The 18,469-nt window shown below is 64.8% G+C and carries 18 protein-coding genes; 6 read left to right on the forward strand and 12 right to left on the reverse strand.

The window, feature by feature from the left end; translation table 11 throughout:
- A complete protein-coding gene (locus ACMGT0_RS30525) occupies positions 1-1,896 on the reverse strand; it encodes a cytochrome c/FTR1 family iron permease (protein ID WP_273825868.1) in 1,896 nt (631 codons plus the stop codon).
- A gap of 625 nt (positions 1,897-2,521) precedes the next feature.
- Between ACMGT0_RS30525 and ACMGT0_RS30530 the strand changes: the two genes are divergently transcribed.
- Genes ACMGT0_RS30530 through ACMGT0_RS30545 form a run of 4 tightly spaced genes read left to right on the forward strand, consistent with a single transcriptional unit; the run spans position 2,522 to position 5,693 of the window.
- Positions 2,522-3,919 carry a COG3014 family protein gene (locus ACMGT0_RS30530; RefSeq protein ID WP_416770958.1) on the forward strand — a complete coding sequence of 466 codons (1,398 nt, stop codon included), beginning with the start codon at positions 2,522-2,524 and terminating at the stop codon, positions 3,917-3,919.
- A gap of 17 nt (positions 3,920-3,936) precedes the next feature.
- A complete protein-coding gene (locus tag ACMGT0_RS30535; protein ID WP_054058766.1) occupies positions 3,937-4,311 on the forward strand; it encodes a YcfL family protein in 375 nt (124 codons plus the stop codon).
- Between the two features lie 41 nt (positions 4,312-4,352).
- Positions 4,353-4,943 (forward strand): penicillin-binding protein activator LpoB, encoded by a 591-nt coding sequence (gene lpoB / locus ACMGT0_RS30540; protein ID WP_054058765.1) that lies wholly within the window; start codon positions 4,353-4,355, stop codon positions 4,941-4,943.
- Positions 4,944-4,946: 3 nt separating this feature from the next.
- Positions 4,947-5,693 (forward strand): penicillin-binding protein activator LpoB, encoded by a 747-nt coding sequence (locus ACMGT0_RS30545; protein WP_054058764.1) that lies wholly within the window; start codon positions 4,947-4,949, stop codon positions 5,691-5,693.
- 61 nt (positions 5,694-5,754) lie between these two features.
- Here ACMGT0_RS30545 and ACMGT0_RS30550 read toward each other — a convergent pair whose 3' ends face one another.
- Positions 5,755-6,387, reverse strand: a complete 633-nt coding sequence (locus ACMGT0_RS30550) for a LysE family transporter (RefSeq protein WP_416770961.1) — start codon at positions 6,385-6,387, stop codon at positions 5,755-5,757.
- A 94-nt stretch (positions 6,388-6,481) separates the two neighbouring features.
- Entirely contained in the window at positions 6,482-8,392 is a 1,911-nt protein-coding gene (locus tag ACMGT0_RS30555; protein ID WP_054058763.1) for an ATP-binding cassette domain-containing protein, read from the reverse strand.
- Positions 8,393-8,442: 50 nt separating this feature from the next.
- Here ACMGT0_RS30555 and ACMGT0_RS30560 point away from each other — a divergent pair, with 50 nt between their 5' ends.
- The gene (locus tag ACMGT0_RS30560) at positions 8,443-8,907 is read left to right on the forward strand and encodes a TIGR02444 family protein (RefSeq protein WP_054063612.1); all 465 of its coding nucleotides are present in this window, start codon (positions 8,443-8,445) and stop codon (positions 8,905-8,907) included.
- On the opposite strand, the gene ACMGT0_RS30565 is transcribed toward ACMGT0_RS30560, so the two are convergent.
- Positions 8,904-9,959 (reverse strand): AlgP family protein, encoded by a 1,056-nt coding sequence (locus ACMGT0_RS30565; protein ID WP_416770963.1) that lies wholly within the window; start codon positions 9,957-9,959, stop codon positions 8,904-8,906. The genes ACMGT0_RS30560 and ACMGT0_RS30565 overlap by 4 nt on opposite strands.
- A gap of 192 nt (positions 9,960-10,151) precedes the next feature.
- Between ACMGT0_RS30565 and ACMGT0_RS30570 the strand changes: the two genes are divergently transcribed.
- Entirely contained in the window at positions 10,152-10,817 is a 666-nt protein-coding gene (locus tag ACMGT0_RS30570; protein ID WP_416770964.1) for an FKBP-type peptidyl-prolyl cis-trans isomerase, read from the forward strand.
- A gap of 63 nt (positions 10,818-10,880) precedes the next feature.
- On the opposite strand, the gene ACMGT0_RS30575 is transcribed toward ACMGT0_RS30570, so the two are convergent.
- The 8 genes from ACMGT0_RS30575 to ACMGT0_RS30610 all read right to left on the reverse strand — a co-directional run bounded on the left by ACMGT0_RS30575 (position 10,881) and on the right by ACMGT0_RS30610 (position 18,320).
- Entirely contained in the window at positions 10,881-11,339 is a 459-nt protein-coding gene (locus tag ACMGT0_RS30575) for an Rsd/AlgQ family anti-sigma factor (RefSeq protein ID WP_054061392.1), read from the reverse strand.
- A 183-nt stretch (positions 11,340-11,522) separates the two neighbouring features.
- Positions 11,523-12,047 carry a disulfide bond formation protein B gene (locus tag ACMGT0_RS30580; RefSeq protein ID WP_416770965.1) on the reverse strand — a complete coding sequence of 175 codons (525 nt, stop codon included), beginning with the start codon at positions 12,045-12,047 and terminating at the stop codon, positions 11,523-11,525.
- A gap of 226 nt (positions 12,048-12,273) precedes the next feature.
- On the reverse strand, positions 12,274-13,512 hold the full coding sequence (locus ACMGT0_RS30585; RefSeq protein WP_054061394.1) for a heme biosynthesis protein HemY: 1,239 nt from the start codon (positions 13,510-13,512) through the stop codon (positions 12,274-12,276).
- Complete coding sequence (locus ACMGT0_RS30590; protein ID WP_054061395.1) at positions 13,509-14,636, reverse strand: uroporphyrinogen-III C-methyltransferase; 1,128 nt, start codon at positions 14,634-14,636, stop codon at positions 13,509-13,511. Before ACMGT0_RS30590 ends, ACMGT0_RS30585 begins: the two co-directional genes overlap by 4 nt.
- 17 nt (positions 14,637-14,653) lie before the next feature.
- Entirely contained in the window at positions 14,654-15,421 is a 768-nt protein-coding gene (locus tag ACMGT0_RS30595; RefSeq protein ID WP_054063615.1) for a uroporphyrinogen-III synthase, read from the reverse strand.
- Positions 15,418-16,359: a hydroxymethylbilane synthase gene (hemC, locus tag ACMGT0_RS30600; RefSeq protein WP_054063616.1), complete on the reverse strand. Its 942-nt coding sequence runs from the start codon at positions 16,357-16,359 to the stop codon at positions 15,418-15,420. The genes ACMGT0_RS30595 and hemC overlap by 4 nt, the downstream gene beginning before the upstream one ends.
- A gap of 138 nt (positions 16,360-16,497) precedes the next feature.
- Positions 16,498-17,244, reverse strand: a complete 747-nt coding sequence (locus ACMGT0_RS30605; RefSeq protein WP_054059354.1) for a LytR/AlgR family response regulator transcription factor — start codon at positions 17,242-17,244, stop codon at positions 16,498-16,500.
- Positions 17,241-18,320 (reverse strand): sensor histidine kinase, encoded by a 1,080-nt coding sequence (locus ACMGT0_RS30610; RefSeq protein ID WP_054059355.1) that lies wholly within the window; start codon positions 18,318-18,320, stop codon positions 17,241-17,243. The genes ACMGT0_RS30605 and ACMGT0_RS30610 overlap by 4 nt, the downstream gene beginning before the upstream one ends.
- Positions 18,321-18,469: the final 149 nt, after the last annotated feature.

The raw sequence follows: 18,469 nt of genomic DNA on the forward strand, positions 1-18,469 counted from the left end.
TCAGGACGCCTGCAACTGGCGCTTCTCCGCCAGCCGGCTACGGCCGTAGAGCACGATGATCGCCAGCAACGCGACGACCTGGGCACCCAACGAGTAGGCGTCGGCGTGAATGCCCAGCCACTCGAAGTCGAAGAATGCCACCGGCCGCGTACCGAAGATCCCGGCCTCCTGCAGTGCCTTGACGCCGTGGCCGGCGAACACCACCGACAGGGCGCAGAGCAACCCGGCATTGATGCCGAAGAACAGCGCCAGCGGCAATTTCGCCGAACCGCGCAGGATCACCCAGGCCAGGCCCACCAGCAGCACCAGCGCCGTCGCCCCGCCGGCCAGCACCGCGCTGTGCCCGGCAGGGCCGGCCTGCAGCCAGAGGGTTTCGTAGAAGAGGATCACTTCGAACAGTTCACGATACACCGAGAAGAACGCCAGCACGGCGAAACCGAAACGACCGCCGCCACCGACCAGGCTGCTCTTGATGTAGTCCTGCCACGCCGCGGCATGCCGGCGATCGTGCATCCACACACCGAGCCAGAGCACCATCACACTGGCGAACAGCGCGGTGCAGCCTTCGAGCAGTTCGCGCTGGGAGCCGCTGACGTCGATCACGTAGGCCGCCAGTGCCCAGGTGCCAGCCCCCGCCAGCAGGGCCAGGCCCCAGCCGATGTTGACGCTGCGCACCGCCGATTGCTGGCCGGTGTTGCGCAGGAACGCCAGGATCGCCGCCAGCACCAGGATCGCCTCAAGGCCTTCGCGCAACAGGATCAGCAGGCCGGAGATGAAGCTCAGCGACTGGCTCAGGCCATCGTTGCCGAGCAGACCGGCAGACGTCTTGAGCTTGTCCTTGGCGAACGCCAGGCGTTGTTCGACCTGCTCCACCGGCAGGCCGTCCTGCAGGGACTGCCGATAGGCCATCAGCGACTTCTCGGTGTCCTTGCGCACGTTGGCATCGACGTTGTCCAGGGAGCTTTCGACCAGTTCGAAGCCTTCCAGGTAGGCCGCCACGGACAGGTCGTAGGCCTGCTCGCGGTCGCCGGCACGGTAGGCGGCCAGGCTCTTGTCCAGGGTCGTCGCGGTGTAGTCGAGCAGTTGCGATGGCCCCCGCTTGACCTGCGGCGGCTGGGCCCGCTGGGCGCGGAACAGCGCCGCGGCCTCGTCGCCTTCGGCGGCCTGGATCTCGCTGGGCGTCTGGCGCGCCAGGTCGGCGATATTGTAGGTCTTGTCGGTCTGCGCAACCGGTGCGGCACTGAAGCTGGCGATGTAGGTCGCCAGGTCCCAGCGCTGGCGTTCGTCGAGCTGATCGGCGAACGACGGCATGTCCGTCCCTTCGACCCCCAGGGTCAGGGTGTTGTAGATGCCGTACAGGCTCAGGCGATCGAGTCGCGAGGCGTCACGCAGGTTGGCCGGCGGCGGCGTCATGCCGCTGCCCGCCGGGCCGTCGCCGGCCCCGCTTTCGCCATGGCAGACCGAACATTGCTGGGCATAGAGCGGCGCACCACGGGCCGGGTCCGGGGTAATGGCCGGAGCCTGGCTGACCTCATAGGTCACGGCCAGCCTGGCGCCCAGTTGGCGGGCCTGACGCGCCACCAGCGAGCCCTCCTGGCGTTCGCTGATGGCCTTGCGCAGGTCGGCAACGCCCTGCTCCAGCTCCGCCCTTTCGGCACGGGCCGGCAACGCGACGACCAGCTTCTGCAACGCGCTGAGGAACTCCAGTTGCTCGTGGTATTCGGTTTCGTCGATGACCTTGCCATCCGCCACCGTGGCCGGGTAGTCCGCGCCGATGTAATCGATCAGGTGCAGGGCCTGGGGAGCGCCTTCCACCGTATTCGCCAGCAGGCTGGAGCTGCATAGGACGAACATCGGCAGCATCAGCCAGGCCAGGAAACGCGTGGGAACAATCATTGAAACGACCTAAATGGAAATGCGAAGTAACATATTGTTCCCTCTCACCGCGCCTCACTCAAGCATTACGCGGTGCAAACAGACAAATAGCCGCTCCGAACGCCCGCCAGGAAGAGAGTCAAAACCACGGCCTGGCGCCTGCTCACTCCCTTGCCGCTCTGCCGCCTGATGGGCAGTTGCTCGATCTGCCGCGGGTATTCGCCAGCGGCTACGCGATTCACTCGTCCCCGGCGAAACCCTGAAGTTTCCTGCACGTGGGTAGGACACCCAGGCGCAGGCCACGACAGTTGCGCAATCACCCTACAACTCCCGGATCCGACCTGCGCAGACAGACGCGGACTCCTACGCGATCTTCCTCCCCCGACACGTCGACGCCACAACCCGCCCCCCTTTAACGTGGTCAGGCGCCGTCATCGCTCGACGCGGTAATGAGCCATCATTTTGGAACAAAAAAGCCATTACATAGCCAGCACTCGCCGCCTATAATGCCGCGCCGGCGTTATGGGCAAACGCAATAAAAGCTCCTCTTTTAATGAGGAATTGTTAGGGTAGCCTGCCCTGCCAATGGGTTCATCCAGCCAGACCCGCCCTCCGGCTGCTTTCACCATCAGGGAAGATGTCGCTCATGACACCCAGCACCCGCCTTCTTATCGCCCTTGGGGCCGTGACCCTGCTGTCCGGCTGCTCGGTGTTCCGCAACTACGACGGTGAGCTGGCGCAGACCAACCAGCAACTGGCCTCCGGCAATGTCGACGCGGCGCTGTCGCTGCTGGAGAAGAACAACACCGGCGAAGACCGTGACCTGCTGTACTACTTCGAGAAAGGCGAACTGCTGCGGGCCAAGGGCGACATCACCGGCAGCCAGCAGGCCTGGAACAGCGCCGACCAGGTCGTTGGCCAGTGGGAGGATGCGGTCAAGGTCGACTACGCCAGGTATGCCGCCCAGTTCGGCAGCTTCCTGGTCAACGACAAGGTCCGCCGCTACGAAGGCTACGACTACGAAAAGGTCATGCTGACCACCCAGATGGCGCTGAACTTCCTCGCCACCAACGACTTCGAGAGCGCCCGCACCGCGATCAAGAAGACCCACGAACGCGAAGCGGTGATCGCCGAATTACGCGACAAGGAATACCTCAAGCGCGAAGAGGAAGCCGACAAGCAAGGCATCAAGACCCAGTACAAGGACCTCAAGGGCTACCCGGTGGCCAGCCTGGACGCGCCCGAAGTGGTCAGCCTGAAAAACAGCTACCAGAGCGCCTTCAGCCACTACCTCGCCGGCTACATCTATGAAGCGCTGGGCGAGAAGGACCTGGCCGCGCCGGGCTATCGCCAGGCGGCCGAACTGCGCCCCAACACCCCGCTGCTCGAACAGGCCCTGGTCAATCTCGACAAGCCGGCCGGCAAGGACGATGACAGCGATATCCTGATCGTCGTGCAGAGCGGCCTGGCGCCGGCCCGCGACTCGATCCGCATCCCGCTGCCGCTGCTGATCTCCGACAACGTGGTGATCACCCCGCTGTCGTTCCCGATCATCAAGGCCGACACCTCGACCCCCGGCTTCGGCCAGATCGGCATCGATGGCCAGCAGGTCAACCTGACCGCCCTCAACAGCACCACCGCCATGTCCAGCCGCGCCCTGCGCGACGACATGCCGGGCATCATCCTGCGTACCAGCGTACGGGCCATCAGCCGCGGCATCGCCCAGAAGAACCTGAACAAGGTCAACCCGATCGCGGGCCTGGCCGTGGGCATCACTTCCGCCGTGCTCGAGGGCGCCGATACCCGCACCTGGCGCACCCTGCCGGACACCACCCAGGTGGTCCGCCTGCGCCTGAAGAAGGGCGAGCACCAGGTCTCGCTGCCCAGCGCCGCTGGCGGTTCGCTGGTCAGGATCAACGTCGATCGGCACTACCAGGTGATCAGCCTGCGGGCCATCGGCAACCAGGTATTCACCAGCGGCCTGGCGGCCCAGCGGATCCCGAGCACCAGCCCGACCGCCGTGGCCAGTATCAAACAACCTTGAGAACGGAGTCTTTTTCCATGCGTTTCAAACTGACCGCTGTCGTTGCCCTGGCCCTGCTGGCCGGCTGTGCAACCCCTGCGCCACCACCGGCGCCGGGCAGCGCCGCGAGCAAGATCGTCGTCATGGGCGAAATGAAAGACATCCAGGTCGGCGCCATTCGCGTTGCCCGGGAAAACGGCTTCCTGACCGTGAAGGTGCAACTGAGCAACACGCGCACCAAGAACAAGATGATGTACTACCGCTTTGCCTGGCTGGGCAACGACGGCTTCCCGATCGCCGACGAGGAAGCCTGGAAGACCCTGAGCCTGTATGGCGCCCAGAGCACCTTCCTGCCCGCCATCGCGCCGACGCCGAAGGCCGTCGACTTCCGCCTCGAAGTCAAGACGCCTTGACGCGAAGCCATCCCTTGCGCCCCTTTGAAGAGAACCTCTCCATGTTTGCACGCCTTTCGCTCCTCGCCGTCGTTGCCCTGCTGGCCAGCGGTTGCGCCCAGAACACTTCGCCGGTCCTCGGCGGCAAGAACATCAGCTACGGGGATACCAAGGCTGTCGAGCTGGTCACCAACGAGTTCGGCTCCACCGACCTGCAGATGATCGCCGAATCCATGACCCGCTCCCTGGCCCAGTCCGGCGTGCTGCAAGGCCGCCCGGTGGTTCAGGTGTATGACGTGAAGAACAAGACCAGCGAATACATCGACACCCGCGAGATCACCACCTCGATCAAGACCCAGCTGATGAAATCCGGTACTGCCCGCTTCGCCAGCGACAACACCGAGATGCAGAGCCAGGTCGACCAGCTCAAGCTGCAGAACCAGAGCGGCCTGTACAAGAAGAGCACCATCAGCAAGACCGGCAACATGATCGCCGCCAAGTACCGCCTGGAAGGCTCGATCAGCTCGATCGTCAAGCGCAGCAGCGACTACAAGGACGTGTTCTACAAGTTCAGCCTGCAACTGATCGACGTCGAAAGCGGCCTGGCCGAATGGATGGACGAGAAAGAGATCCGCAAAACCACGGAGCGTTAAGCTATGCGAGCATGGATTGGCATTATCGGCCTGGCCTGGGCCTTTGGCGTACAGGCCGCGCCGAAAGTCGCGGTGGCGGACCTCGCGTATCAGGCGAAGGTGGAGCAGTACATCCGCAGCGTCTCGGCACGCGGCAATTTCCAGCAGGGCTATTACGGTTCGTCCGGCTCGGCGAGCTACGACGAGTACGAAAGCCGCAGCAGCTACATCGAGCAGGGCGAACTGCGCAAGTTCACCGGCGACATCAAGGGTGAGATCCTGCGCAGCGGCATGTTCCAGCTGGTCCAGGGCACGCCCTATACGTCCAACTCCAAGGGTGACGTCTACGACGTCATCAAGCGGATCAAGGGCGGCAGCTTCAAGGGGGCCGACTACGTGCTGTTCGGCACCGTATCGGACATCGACTTCACCCAGGACATCAATGAACTGGCCAACACCAACAGCTACTCGGCGGTGCTGGGCCTGACCCTGGTGGGCGACTTCAGCCTGATCAACACCCGTACCTACCAGATCACCTCGGCGTTCACCGCCATGGGCGAAGGCCAGGACACCAAGCTGGTCAACAGCCGGGATATCCGCGTGTCGCTGAACCGCCCGCGGGTGGTACGCGATGTGTCGAAATCCCTGGGCGAAGATGTCGCACGGCAACTGAGCCTGCAGTTGGGTGGTCCGGACATGTCTCCGGACTCGCGCCCGCCACTGCAACGCAACAACCTGCCACCGGATGAACCGGCCAGGGTTCTGCAGTAGTTCCAGACGCGACAAAAAAGGCGACCATCAAGGTCGCCTTTTTCTTTGCCTCGCCCGCGTTTCAGGTGGTGGCCTTGTGCAGGGTCGCCAGGAAGCCCGCCGCACCCACGAACAACCCGGCAAAGGTCCGGTTCATCCGCCGCTGCTGCCGTGGCGTGCGCAGCAGGCGCAGGACCTTGGCCGCCAGGCCCGTGTAGCCGGCCATGACGATCATGTCGACAGCGATCATGGTGACCCCGAGAATCAGGTACTGATGTACCAGCGGCGCATGGGGGTCGATGAACTGCGGCAGTACCGCGAGCATGAACACCAGGGCCTTGGGGTTGCTGACGTTGACCAGGAAACCGCGGAACATCAGGGTCAGCGGCTTGCCGACCGAACGGATCGTCGCCTCTTCGGTCATGTCGCTGGGCAGCGCACGCCATTGCTTGATCGCGAGGTAGACCAGGTAGACCACACCGAACCACTTGATGGCGTAGAAGGCGGTAGAGGATGCCGCCAGGATCGCCCCGACACCGGCAGCGATGACCGCGATCTGTGCCGCCAGTCCCAGTTGCAGGCCGAGGGCGTTCCAGTAGCCACGCAGGAAGCCGTATTGCAGGCCACTGGACATCGAGGCGATGGCGCCCGCCCCTGGAGACAGGCTGATCACCCAGCATGCAGCGAAAAAGGCCAGCCATGTCTCAAGCAGCATCACGCACCTCGGATAAGAGTTGTAACAAACCTCTAAGCTAATCCGAAGGCGTGAACTTGACCACCGTTTTCTTGAAGCAGCGAGGGCGCGTCCGTCAGGACAACGCCTCCAGTTCCGCCTGCATGCTTTCCAGCAGTTCCAGGGCCGCCATCCAGGCCTCCTCCAGCTCGGACTCACGGCCCTTGAGCTTGGCCTGCTCGGCCAGCAGATCACGCAGCTCGTCCTTGCGGGCGGCTTCGTAGAGTGCGCTGTCGCCGAGGCTCGCCTCGACCGTCGCCAGGCGCTCGTGCAGCTTGCCCAGCTCGGCTTCGAGCTTGTCCGCTTCACGCTTGTGCGGTGCCAGTTGCTGACGCAGGGCTGCGGCGGCCTGACGCTGGGCCTTCTTGTCGGTCTTGTCGGGGTTGACCGGCGCACTGCTGACCGGTGCGCTGCGCTGACGATACTCCACCAGCCAACGGGCATAGTCATCCAGGTCGCCATCGAACTCCTCGACCTTGCCGTCGGCGACCAGGAAGAAGTTGTCGGTGGTGCTCTTGAGCAGATGGCGGTCGTGGGAAACCACCAGCACCGCACCGCTGAACTCCTGCAGGGCCATGGTCAGCGCCAGGCGCATTTCCAGGTCCAGGTGGTTGGTCGGTTCGTCGAGCAGCAACAGGTTCGGCCGCTCCCAGGCGATCAACGCCAGGGCCAGCCGGGCTTTCTCGCCACCGGAGAAATTCAGTACCGGCTCGTCGATGCGCGCGCCACGGAAATCGAAACCGCCGAGGAAGTCGCGCAGGGTCTGCTCGCGTTCGGTCGGCGCCAGGCGTTGCAGGTGCAGCAACGGGCTGGCCTTGGAATCCAGGGAGTCGAGCTGGTGCTGGGCGAAGTAGCCGACCACGGTGTTCTCGCCACGGGTCAGGCGACCCGACAGGGGCGACAGGTCGCCGGCGAGGTTCTTGATCAGCGTCGACTTGCCCGCGCCGTTGGGGCCTAGCAGACCGATCCGCGCCCCCGGAGTCAGCTGCAGCTTGACCTTCTCCAGGATGGTCTTCTCGCCATAGCCCAGGCGCGCATCGGAGAGGTCCAGCAACGGGCTGGAGATCTTGTGCGACTCGCGGAAGGTGAAGTCGAACGGCGAATCGACATGGGCCGCCGACAGCTCCTCCATCCGCTCCAGGGCCTTGATCCGGCTCTGCGCCTGGCGGGCCTTGGTGGCCTGGGCCTTGAAGCGGGCGATGTAGCTTTCCATGTGCGCACGCTGTGCCTGCTGCTTCTCGTAGGCCTGTTGCTGCTGCGCCAGGCGCTCGGCACGGGCCCGCTCGAACGCGGTATAGCCGCCGCGGTAGAGCACCAGCTTGCGCTGGTCGACATGGGCCACGTGATCGACCACTTCATCGAGGAAGTCACGGTCATGGGAGATCAGCAGCAGGGTACCGGGGTAGCTCTTGAGCCACTCCTCCAGCCAGATGATCGCATCGAGATCGAGGTGGTTGGTCGGTTCGTCGAGCAGCAGCAGATCCGACGGGCACATCAGTGCCTGCGCCAGGTTCAGGCGCATCCGCCAGCCACCGGAGAAGTCGCCGACCTGACGATCCATCTGCTCGTTGGTGAAACCCAGGCCGGCCAGCAACTTGCGGGCACGGGCATCGGCGGTATAACCGTCGGCGCTGTCGAGTTCCGAGTGCAGGCGGGCCAGCGCCGAACCGTCCTGGGCCGCCTCGGCGGCAGCCAGGTCGCGTTGCACCTGACGCAGGCGCACGTCGCCGTCGAGCACATAGTCGACCGCCAGGCGTTCGAGGGTATCGACCTCCTGGCGCATGTGGGCGATACGCCAATCGGCCGGCAGCAAGCAGTCACCCGAGTCCGGGTGCAGCTCGCCCCGCAGCAGGGCGAACAGGCTCGATTTGCCGGCGCCGTTGGCACCGATCAGGCCGGCTTTCTGGCCGGCGTGCAGGGTCAGCTCGGCGTCTTCTAGCAGACGCTGCGGGCCACGCTGTAAAGTCAGGTTCTGAAGTCGAATCATAATGGCGGCGGAGTCTACCAGCTTCCCTCGCAACTGGCGCGGATCTCACCATGCATGCTGACCTGTGGACGTTTTCCCTGGATATTTACGCCAAGCCTGGCGTGGAAGGAACCTGCCTGGCGCTGCAGGGGCATGGGGCGAATGTCTGCCTGCTGCTCTGCGCGGCCTGGCTCGGAGTACGCGGCGTGAAGTACGCGCCTGGGCGGCTGGAGGGCTTGCGGCGGGTCGCGCACCCCTGGCACGAACAGGTGGTGCAGCCCCTGCGGCAACTGCGCGGGCAATGGCGGGCCATGGCCCTGCAGGACAGCGAACTGAAGAGGCTGCGTGATCGGATCAAGGCCCTCGAACTGGAAGCCGAGCAGCAGTTGCTGTCGCGCCTGGAGGCCTTGAGCGGGGATTGGCCAAGGGAAGCGGCCGATGATCTGGCGGTGTGGCTGGAAAGTGCGGCCGGTGAAGCGGCGCACCTGAACCACGACGCGCTGCACCAGCTGCGCGTCGTGGTGAGCCAGGCTTAGGAAGCGCTGGTAGGGGTGCTGCTGGCGGCCGGTGTGGTCGCTGGCGCGGCAGGGGCCGAAGCAGGAGCAGCGGCAGTCGCTGGAGCCGAAGCCGAAGCCGCAGGAGCGGCTGCCGGAGTGGCCGGCTTGGCTGCGGCAGGGGCAGCAGCCGGTTTCGCAGCGGGCTTGGCGGCAGTTGGCTTGGCAGCAGCCGGTTTCGCAGCGGGCTTGGCGGCAGCTGGCTTGGCAGTAGCCGGTTTCGCCGCGGGCTTGGCGGCAGCTGGCTTGGCAGTAGCCGGTTTCGCCGCAGGCTTGGCGGCAGTTGGCTTGGCAGCAGCCGGTTTCGCAGCGGGCTTGGCGGCAGCTGGCTTGGCAGTAGCCGGTTTCGCGGCGGGCTTGGCGGCAGCTGGCTTGGCAGTAGCCGGTTTCGCAGCGGGTTTGGCGGCAGCAGGCTTGGCAGTAGCCGGTTTCGCAGCGGGTTTGGCGGCAGCAGTCTTGGCAGCGGCAGGTTTCGCAGCGGGTTTGGCAGCAGCCGTTTTAGCAGCAGCTGGCTTGGCGGCAGCAGGCTTGGCAGCGGCAGGTTTGACGGCGGCAGTTTTAGCAGCGACAGGTTTCGCGGCTGGCTTGGCGGCAGGCTTGGCAGCGACCTTGGCCGGTGCGGCCGGTTTGGTTTCACGGGTCGAAAGCGCCTTGGTCACGGCTTCTTTCACACGACCAACGCCTTGCGCCAACTTCAGGCTTTCCTGTGCATCACGCTTGAGTTGCAGGATGTAGGCGCGGGTTTCCGATTGGCTGGTTTTCAGCTTGTCGAGCAGCTCTTCCAGCTCACCGATAGCGGCCTTGGCCTTGGCTTGCGCCTTGGCTTTGCCGGCAGTGGCGGCGTCCTGCAATTTGGTGCGCGACTTGTGCAGTTTTTCCTGAGCCTTGCCGCGTTGTTTTTCCAGTTTGGCGAGCAGTTTTTCAGCATCAGCCAAGGCTTGCGAGCAAGCGTTTTCCAAATGCTCGAGCAGGCTGCCCGACAGTTGTTGGAGCAAGTGCAACGGAGTATTTACAGGCTTCTTGGTGGCCGACATGGTTTACCTCCTGGCTGACGTGAGTGCGGCTCATACTAGACCTTCTGTGACTACCGCCGCTAGGGCATGTTGACAGTATTGGAGGGCCGACGTTGCATGCGGCAAAAAATGTTCTCGGGGATCATTCGCGCAGCCCCACAACCGGTGTGCGGCACTGGCATAATCCGTCGGGTCTCAGGTCGGAGAGTTGCCATGTCGCGTTACCTAATGCTGTCGCTGTGTCTTGTTCTGCCGCTGGCCCACGGCGCAACGGAGGGAAAAGCCGACGACGCCCATGACCTCGCCTACAGCCTCGGCGCCAGCCTGGGCGAACGCTTGCGCCAGGAGGTGCCGGACCTGCAACTCAAGGCGCTGGTGGAGGGTCTGCAACAGGCCTATCAGGGCAAGCCGCTGGCACTCACGAACGAACGGATCGAACAGCTCCTCGCCGCCCACGAAGCGCAGGCCGCCGACGATTCGACCAAGCCGCAAAGCGAAGTCGCACTCGAGGCCGAGAAGAAATTCCTCGCCGAAGAGAAAGCCAAGCCAGGTGTCCGCGAACTGGCCGACGGTATCCTGGTGACCGAGCTGACACCGGGCACCGGCGAAAAGGTAGCCGCCAACGGACGGGTCCAGGTGCGCTATGTCGGGCACCTGCCCAATGGCACGGTCTTCGACCAGAACGACCAGCCGCAGTGGTTTCGCCTGGACAGTGTGATCAATGGCTGGCGCAGCGCCCTGCCGCAGATGCAGGTCGGGGCCAAATGGCGCCTGGTATTGCCGTCGGCACAGGCTTATGGTGCGGACGGTGCCGGCGACCTGATCGCGCCCTACACCCCGCTGGTCTTCGATATCGAACTGCTCGGCGTCGCCAGTTGAACCTGGCCTGAAACGAAAAACGGTGCGCCATGCGCACCGTCTTCAGGGACTGCCCATTACCGCTCAAGCCTGGGCGACGGCCTCTTCCTTGTGGGCGTTGTGCAGCACTTCGATCAGGCAGTCCTCAAGCTCGAAGCGCTCATGCAACAGGCCACCGAGTTCCTTGAACTTCTCCGCCACGCACTTGCCGGCGTCGCACAGATCGTTGAAGGCCAGCAGCTTTTCGGTGATCACATCGATACGGGGGTAGAGGGTATCGGCCAGTTTCAGCCCGCGCTGGTCGCCAAAGGCCTTGGCCTCGCTGGTGAGCTGTTCATAGATTTCGAAGTGTCCGGCCGACACATAGTCCACCAGGACCCCACAGAACTCCTGCAACGGCTGGCGACTGTCCGCCAGGGCTCCGGGCTCGGCGCCGAGCGCATCATAGGCCCGCACGAGCTCATGGCGATGCTGCAACCAGCGATCGATCAGCAGATGGACTCCGCCCCAGCGTTCCTGGGCATTCTGACAACTTTCGAGCATGGTGATTTCTTCCCTTCAGGGTCATGCCGCCCGACACCTCGTACCCACCGAGGATCCTGACTTGGCCAAACAGGGCAACCTTGTTTGCGTTGGATGCGTGCGGGCCAGATTATGCCCGCACGACACCTGCTTCAAGGTACGCAGACGAGAAAGTTCATACAAGCGTTTAATCCGCGGGGGCGACTATCGGTCGCGCGAGGCACCGCGCCAACCACCGAGAACCGGGCCGATCATCTGATAGACCGCCACCAGGCTCATGCCGACAAAGGCCAGCAGGCTCCACTCGGGAATGCTCAGGTCGAATAGCGTCCAATGGATCTGCGCGCACTCGGCGGTGGCCCGGAACATCAGTTGCAGCGCCTGCAACGGCGATACCTGCTCCATCAGGCAATGCAGGCCGGGCTGGCAGATCATCAACTCCTCCGGTGGCACCTGCTGCAGCAGGACCTGACGGGCCGCGGTCGCCGCGCCGGCCAGGGCGAACAGCAGGCCCAGCGCGCCATACACCCGACAGCCGACTCGCGCCGGCCCGTGCAATGCGCCCAACAGGCTGACCAGGCAGAAGCCGGCGAGGAACAGCCGCTGGACCAGGCACAACGAGCAAGGCTCCAGTCCCACCCCATACTCCAGGTACAACGAAGCCGCCATGACCGGCGCCGCTGCCAGGAAGGCCAGGGAGAACAGAGAACGTGAGCGGGCCAGGAACATGGCTATTCCGTAACAGGAGAGACAGGCAGTTACGGTAGAGGAAAGGCCGCGGCCCTTTCAAGGCAAGCCAGCGCAGATAATTCCTCAAGCCTGTAAGGAATTACCGATAGGCGTCCGATGAAACCATTACGTGGCAAGTAGGATTTCGGTATCAAGGCATTACAGGGAAATAGGCCGCGTGTCCGGGACGGAACGCCCACCACAGGCGCCCCGTCCCTTGCCGCCGTCAGGCGCTGACCGGAACCGGCAGCGGCCGCGCGAGCAGGCGCTCATCCAGCAGGCCGAGACCTTCCTGGAACAGCTGGTTGCTGCGCTCGGTATCGCCCAACTGGGCCAGCAACCGGGCGAGCTCGGCGCAGGCCTCCGGATTGCGCTGCACCCGCAGGCTGGCTTCCAGGTAATCCCGCGCCTTGCCCCACAGGCTGTTCTGCAGGCACAGGCGGCCCAGAGTCAGCAGCAGGCTGGCATCGCCCGGATGCTCCTTGAGCCAGCCCTCGGCGGTCTGCAACTGGCGCACCGGGTCACGCCCGCGCAACAGGCCGTAGAGCCGGGCCAGATGGCTGTCGTACTGGCGCTTGAGCGCCGTACGCAAAGCCTCCTCGGCCTCGCCGTCCGCCCCCAGCTGACGCAGTTGCTCGGCATAGGCCAGCACCAGTTGCGGCTCCTGGCGCTGGGCCGCGGACAACTGCTGCCAGGCGCGCTCCAGGGATTTCAGCCCGGCTTCACCATCCTGCTCGCGGCGCACCGCCAGGCTCAGGTTTTCCCCCCAGGCACGTCGCTCCAGTTCCGCCAGTTCGGCGGGCGGCAGGGCCTTGTCCTTGCGCAACTCCGGCAGCAGCCGGACCACCGCCGACCAGTCGCCACGCTGCTGGTGCAAACGCTGCAACTGCCGCAGCACCTGGACACTGTGGGGATGCAGATCGTGCATCGCCTGCAGGGTAGCCAAGGCCCCGTCGGTATCGCCACGGTCGACCTGCAACTGCGCGTGACTCAGGGCAATCGCCAGTTCGGCCTGCGGCTGGCGTGTCAGGGCCCGCTCCAGCAGGCTGTCGCATTCCTCATACTTGCCCTGCTCGTTGGCCGCGCGCGCCGCGCCAAGGTAATAAAGCAACGGCTGGCGCTCAGCCTCGGCGGCGCGCTGCAGATGCTTCTGGGCACTGGCCCAGCGGCCTTCGGCGAGGTCCATCTGGCCGTGTTCGATGGCCAGCTGGACGCGTCGGCTGCGGTTGCGCCGGGACCAGGGATTGGCCGCCGAGCTGGATGCCGTGACCAGACCGACCAGCAACTTCAGAAGTCGATAGACCAGCCACAACACCAGCAGCACGGCGAGGAACGCCCACAGGCTGGATTCGTAACGGAAGCTGTCATAGGCGATCAGCACGTAGCCGGCATGCCGGTAAATCGCGTACCCCACCAGGCCGACAACGGCGATGACCAGCAGGGCAATGGCGATGAATCGCTTCATGGGCTGGTCTCCTGCGCCGGTTTCGCCTCGCCGCGTACCGGCGTCTCGGTTTCCACGTGCCGCCGCTCGAGGTAGGCCTGGACGGCGCCCAGGGTCGCGGCGAGATCAGGTGTCAGCACCGTCACCGGCTTGCGGCTCAGTTCGGCGAGCTGCTCGACCATGACCTTGCTCTGCGGATTGTCCGGGTTGAAGCTGCCGGTCAACACGTCACGGGCCTCGGTCAGGGCCTGGGTGTACACCTGCGCCTGGCCGTTCAGGGCCGCCCACTGCGCCTGCTCCAGGGCCAGGCTCAGGGCCAGGCGGACCTGGGTCAGGCTCTGCCCGGCCAGCAGCGGCCGGATGTTCTTGTTGGCGTTGAAGTCGATGCGGATGTAGCGCGAGATCTCGTCCCACCACTGGGCCCAGCGGCTGGCGCCATCGCCATCGGAAGTCAGGCCCAGCAACGAGTCGCCACGATCCTTGTATTCCGGCGCCAGTTCGTTGAGCTGGGCAACCTGGTCGCGCAGTGCGCCCAGTTGCAGGAACAACCCGGTGCGGTCCGGCTGCTCGGTGCTGCGCAGCGCCGCCAGGCTCTTGGCCAGTTGTTCACGGGCGGCGAACGAACCCGGGTCGTTCTGCTCACGCAGGATGTCGTCGGCACCCTGTACCAGCGCCAGGGCACTGGTCACGTCCTGCAAGGCGGACAGGCGCAGTGTGGCCAGGCGCAGCAGATGCTCCGCCTCGGCCAGACGCCAGTCCTTGCGGCTGGCCCCCAGCACGCTTTCCAGGCGCTGGCTCAGTCGCTGCTGGTCGCCCTGCAACTGCGCCACCAGGCGGCGCCGGTCCTCCAGCTCGGAGGCGGCCGGCAACTGGTCCAGGCGCGCGGACAGTTGCTGTTCACTGAGTTTGAGCGACTGCGCCTGGTTGCCCAGGTCCTGCAGTTGCCCGCTCTGCTGCTGGTGATTGGCCTGCAGGTTGCGCACCTGCCAGATCCCCCAGCCACCGGCGGCCACACCGGCGGCCCCCAGCAGCAGGGCAAGGATCGCCAGACCGTTGCCACGGCGCTCGACAGGCGCCGCCGGCGGTTTGGCCGGCGTCTCGGGCGCCGGTTGAGCTTGTTCTTTTGGCAAGGCTGTATCGCTCACGTGTCCATCCTTTGCATTCAGAAAGCGGGCACAGGGTACTCCTGCAACGCCGCCAGCAAGGCCGTGGCGCTGGCACCACGACAATCCACAACATGTTCCACCCCGGCGGCACGGGCCATCTGCGCCACCCGCGGGCTTGGAACGAACAACGGCAACCGGGCCACTTCAGGCCAATCCGCTCCCGCCACCTGTCGCAGGTGGTCAAAACCCTGTCCACTGCTGACCACCAGCCCGTTCAGGCGTTCCGCCTGAATCTGCCGGGTCAGGGTGCCGTCGGCGTATTCGGGCAGGAGGCGGCGGTACAATTCCAGATAGTCGACACTAGCACCTTGGGCGCGTAAACGCTCGGCCAGCAGTTCACGTCCGCCCTCTCCACGCAGGATCAGCACCCTCGGTTCGGGCTGGGCCAACGCCTCCTGCAAGGCTGGCAACGCCAGCAGGGCTTCGCTGTCGTCCCCTTCGGCCGGGTAGTGCACGCGCAGGCCATAGTCGTCCAGCAGGCCCGCCGTCGCGGCGCCCACGGTAAACCAGTCCAGCATCGGCGGCTGCGGCCAGTAGCGGTCGACCAGGTCGAGGCCCAGGCGCGCAGCCGGCTTGCTGACGACGATCGCCGCCGCATAGAAAGGCAGTTCGAGAATCTTGCTCAGTTCGGCACCTTCGATGACCAGCGGCTGGATCGCCAGCAATGGCAGGGCACTGCTGAAAATTCCGGCTTCGGCCAGAGTCGCCGAGAGCGCGGCCGACTCGTCCGCCGGCCGGGTCAGCAGCAGGCGCCAGCCACTCATTGGCCGTCGGCCTCGCCGTAGACCGCCTTGAGAATGGCATCGGCGCCCTGCCCCAGCAGGTCCTCGGCAACCCGCACGCCCAGGGCCTCGGCGTCTGCCTGCGGGGCGCGGGCCTCGGCGGTCAGCAGCAGGCCGCCGGCCGGCTGGCCGACCAGGCCGCGCAGCCAGACCTGCCCGCCTTCCAGCACCGCGTAGCAGGCGATCGGCACCTGACAGCCGCCGTTGAGATGCTTGTTCAGCGCCCGCTCGGCCGTGACCCGCACGGAAGTGTCCGCGTGGTGCAGGGGGGCGAGCAACGCATGGATCTCGTGGTCGGCACTGCGGCATTCGATGCCCACGGCTCCCTGGCCACCCGCCGGCAGGCTGTCCTCGACGCTGATGGCCGAGCTGATCCGGTTTTCGAAGCCGAGGCGAATCAGCCCCGCCGCCGCCAGGATGATCGCGTCGTATTCACCCGCGTCGAGCTTGGCCAGGCGGGTATTGACGTTGCCCCGCAGGAAGCGGATCTGCAGGTCGGGCCGGCGGGTCAGCAACTGGGCCTGGCGGCGCAGGCTCGACGTGCCGACCACCGCCCCGGCCGGCAGGGCGTCCAGGCTGGCGTAGGTATTGGAGACGAAGGCGTCGCGGGGATCTTCACGCTCGCAGATGCAGAACAGGCCCAGCCCCTCGGGAAAATCCATCGGCACGTCTTTCATGGAGTGCACGGCGATGTCCGCTTCGTTCTCGAGCAGGGCGGTTTCCAGCTCCTTGACGAACAAGCCCTTGCCACCGATTTTCGACAGGGGCGAGTCGAGCAGCTTGTCGCCGCGGCTGACCATCGGCACCAGGGTCACCAGCAACCCCGGGTGAGCCTGTTCCAGGCGGGCCTTGACGTATTCGGCCTGCCACAGGGCGAGCGCGCTCTTACGGGTAGCGATGCGGATTTCGCGAGAAGACATGGAACGGTCCGTACTGAATAGATACGGCAGATAATAACAGTTCAGCCCGGCCAGCTTTGACTTGTATCAGGAAGTCCGCAGCCTCCCTGGCCTGGAACAGCGGACGGATGAACCCCGGGGCCTGTTGCAAGCCCCGGGTTAAAGCTGCTGCATCATCTTGCGCACACCGGCGACATGCCGCCGGCTGACGATCAGTGCATCACCGTTGAGGCCCTTGAGGAACAGCTGGAAGTGTCCGAGGGGCGTGCGCTGCAGGCGTTCGATACGGTCGCGGGCCACCAGTGCGTTGCGGTGGATGCGCACGAAGCGTTCGCCGAACTCGTCTTCCAGGGCCTTGAGCGGCTCGTCGAGCAGCACCTCGCCTCCTTCATGGCGCAGGGTCACGTACTTGTGGTCGGCGATGAAGTAGATCACCTGGCCGATGGGGATCAGCTCGATGCCCTTGCGGGTCCTCGCGCTGATATGGGTCCGCGGCCCGTTGCCGCTTTCCGCCGCCGGCCGGGTCAACGCGGCCAGTTGCACACGGTTGGGCCGCTCGGCCTTCTTCAGGGCTTCGAGCAGATGCTCGGGGCGTACCGGCTTGACCAGATAGCCCACCGCGCTGACCTGGAAGGCTTCCAGGGCGAACTCGTCATGGGCGGTGCAGAACACCACCGCTGGCGGTGTTTCGCGTTCGCATAGGCGCGCAGCCACCTGCAGGCCATCGAGGCCGGGCATGCGGATGTCGAGCAGGACGATATCCGGCTTGAGGCTGTCGATCAGGGCCAATGCCTCTTCGCCATTGGTGGCGCTGGGCTCCAATACACTGTAACCCTCGAGTTCGCCGACCAGACGGGTCAGGCGTTCGCGGGCCAGGGGTTCGTCATCAACGATCAGGACATTCATATTGCGCTGGATTCCTGAGTGAGTCTCGCACAAGGATAGCGTAGACAGGTGAAGTGACGGCCGTCACGGCGATCCACGCTAAGACTAGCGCGAGGCCCAAAAAGTGCCGCAAGTCGTGCACCAATGTTCACCAGTGCCAGGTGAGTACCGTTGGACGCCTGCTGCACGGCGGCGTCATAGGGATTGCTGATACACAATACGAACTCCCCCTCTCTATAGTCGGCTTCGACCCTGACCACCCCGCCTTCGACACGCGGAGCGATGCCGTAGATCAGAGCGTTTTCCAGTAAAGGCTGCAAGGTCAGTTGCGGGATCGGCAAATCCTCCGGAATTGTGCCGACCCTCCAGTCCAACTGTAGACGGTTGCCGAGACGATAGCGTTCGATCGACAAATATCGTTGCGCCAATTCCAGTTCTTCGCGCCAGGTCACCAGGTTTCCCGGCTTGGCGAGACTGGCCCGGAACAGATCGGACAGGTCCAGCACCGCCTGCTCGGCCTGGCGCGGGTCGCTCGCCACCAGGCTGGCGATGCTGTTCAGGCTGTTGAACAGGAAGTGCGGGCGGATCCGTGCCTGCAAGGCCTCCAGCCGGGCCTGCAACTCCGCCTGCTGCTGGCGCCGCCACTGACTCTGCAGGTAAAAGTAGCGCAGCATCAGCGCCGACATGATGAGACTGATCAGCGCATGGCGCAGATAACGGCCGGGGCTGCCGCTGTCGGCCTGGGTGGCGACGAGGGAAAAGTATTCGGTGAGCGCGGTGCAGGCCAGTGTCAGCCCGACCACCAGGAGACAGCACAATACCCCGGCCACGCCGGGGCGCAGGCGCGCCAGCCAGGCCCGGGCGGCGCACAGCACGGCCGCCGAGAGCAGCACGATCCACTGCACATACAGCGACGTCAGGGCCAGGCGCACCCAATCGAAGCCGGCGGGCATCGGTTCGCTGAGCACCAGCACCATCACCAGCAGCTCGGCCAATACCACCAGCACCAGCAGCGCCTCGGGCAGGCAGAGCTCCGGCAGGAAGAATTCCGGTGTCGCGGGCGCATCACGCCCGGTGTTCGTTCGTGAGGTTGGCATACCCCCAGTGTCGACGTCTGTGCTGTCGACGACAAGCCATGCGACCGATTCGGTCGAAATAAAAACCGCACGACCGGTGTCAGCCCCAGCCGGAGCAACCCTGCTATGATCGGCAACAATTTTTCCGGCAATCCATCTTCAGCAGATCA

It is taken from the genome of Pseudomonas sp. RHF3.3-3 (assembly GCF_048069595.1).
Classification (GTDB): domain Bacteria; phylum Pseudomonadota; class Gammaproteobacteria; order Pseudomonadales; family Pseudomonadaceae; genus Aquipseudomonas; species Aquipseudomonas fuscovaginae_B.

Coding starts and splice junctions, on each gene's coding strand:
- ACMGT0_RS30525 (WP_273825868.1), bottom strand. CDS start 1,896: ATGATTGTTCCCACGCGTTTCCTGGCCTGGCTGATGCTGCCGATGTTC.
- ACMGT0_RS30530 (WP_416770958.1), top strand. CDS start 2,522: ATGACACCCAGCACCCGCCTTCTTATCGCCCTTGGGGCCGTGACCCTG.
- ACMGT0_RS30535 (WP_054058766.1), top strand. CDS start 3,937: ATGCGTTTCAAACTGACCGCTGTCGTTGCCCTGGCCCTGCTGGCCGGC.
- lpoB (WP_054058765.1), top strand. CDS start 4,353: ATGTTTGCACGCCTTTCGCTCCTCGCCGTCGTTGCCCTGCTGGCCAGC.
- ACMGT0_RS30545 (WP_054058764.1), top strand. CDS start 4,947: ATGCGAGCATGGATTGGCATTATCGGCCTGGCCTGGGCCTTTGGCGTA.
- ACMGT0_RS30550 (WP_416770961.1), bottom strand. CDS start 6,387: ATGCTGCTTGAGACATGGCTGGCCTTTTTCGCTGCATGCTGGGTGATC.
- ACMGT0_RS30555 (WP_054058763.1), bottom strand. CDS start 8,392: ATGATTCGACTTCAGAACCTGACTTTACAGCGTGGCCCGCAGCGTCTG.
- ACMGT0_RS30560 (WP_054063612.1), top strand. CDS start 8,443: ATGCATGCTGACCTGTGGACGTTTTCCCTGGATATTTACGCCAAGCCT.
- ACMGT0_RS30565 (WP_416770963.1), bottom strand. CDS start 9,959: ATGTCGGCCACCAAGAAGCCTGTAAATACTCCGTTGCACTTGCTCCAA.
- ACMGT0_RS30570 (WP_416770964.1), top strand. CDS start 10,152: ATGTCGCGTTACCTAATGCTGTCGCTGTGTCTTGTTCTGCCGCTGGCC.
- ACMGT0_RS30575 (WP_054061392.1), bottom strand. CDS start 11,339: ATGCTCGAAAGTTGTCAGAATGCCCAGGAACGCTGGGGCGGAGTCCAT.
- ACMGT0_RS30580 (WP_416770965.1), bottom strand. CDS start 12,047: ATGTTCCTGGCCCGCTCACGTTCTCTGTTCTCCCTGGCCTTCCTGGCA.
- ACMGT0_RS30585 (WP_054061394.1), bottom strand. CDS start 13,512: ATGAAGCGATTCATCGCCATTGCCCTGCTGGTCATCGCCGTTGTCGGC.
- ACMGT0_RS30595 (WP_054063615.1), bottom strand. CDS start 15,421: ATGAGTGGCTGGCGCCTGCTGCTGACCCGGCCGGCGGACGAGTCGGCC.
- hemC (WP_054063616.1), bottom strand. CDS start 16,359: ATGTCTTCTCGCGAAATCCGCATCGCTACCCGTAAGAGCGCGCTCGCC.
- ACMGT0_RS30605 (WP_054059354.1), bottom strand. CDS start 17,244: ATGAATGTCCTGATCGTTGATGACGAACCCCTGGCCCGCGAACGCCTG.
- ACMGT0_RS30610 (WP_054059355.1), bottom strand. CDS start 18,320: ATGCCAACCTCACGAACGAACACCGGGCGTGATGCGCCCGCGACACCG.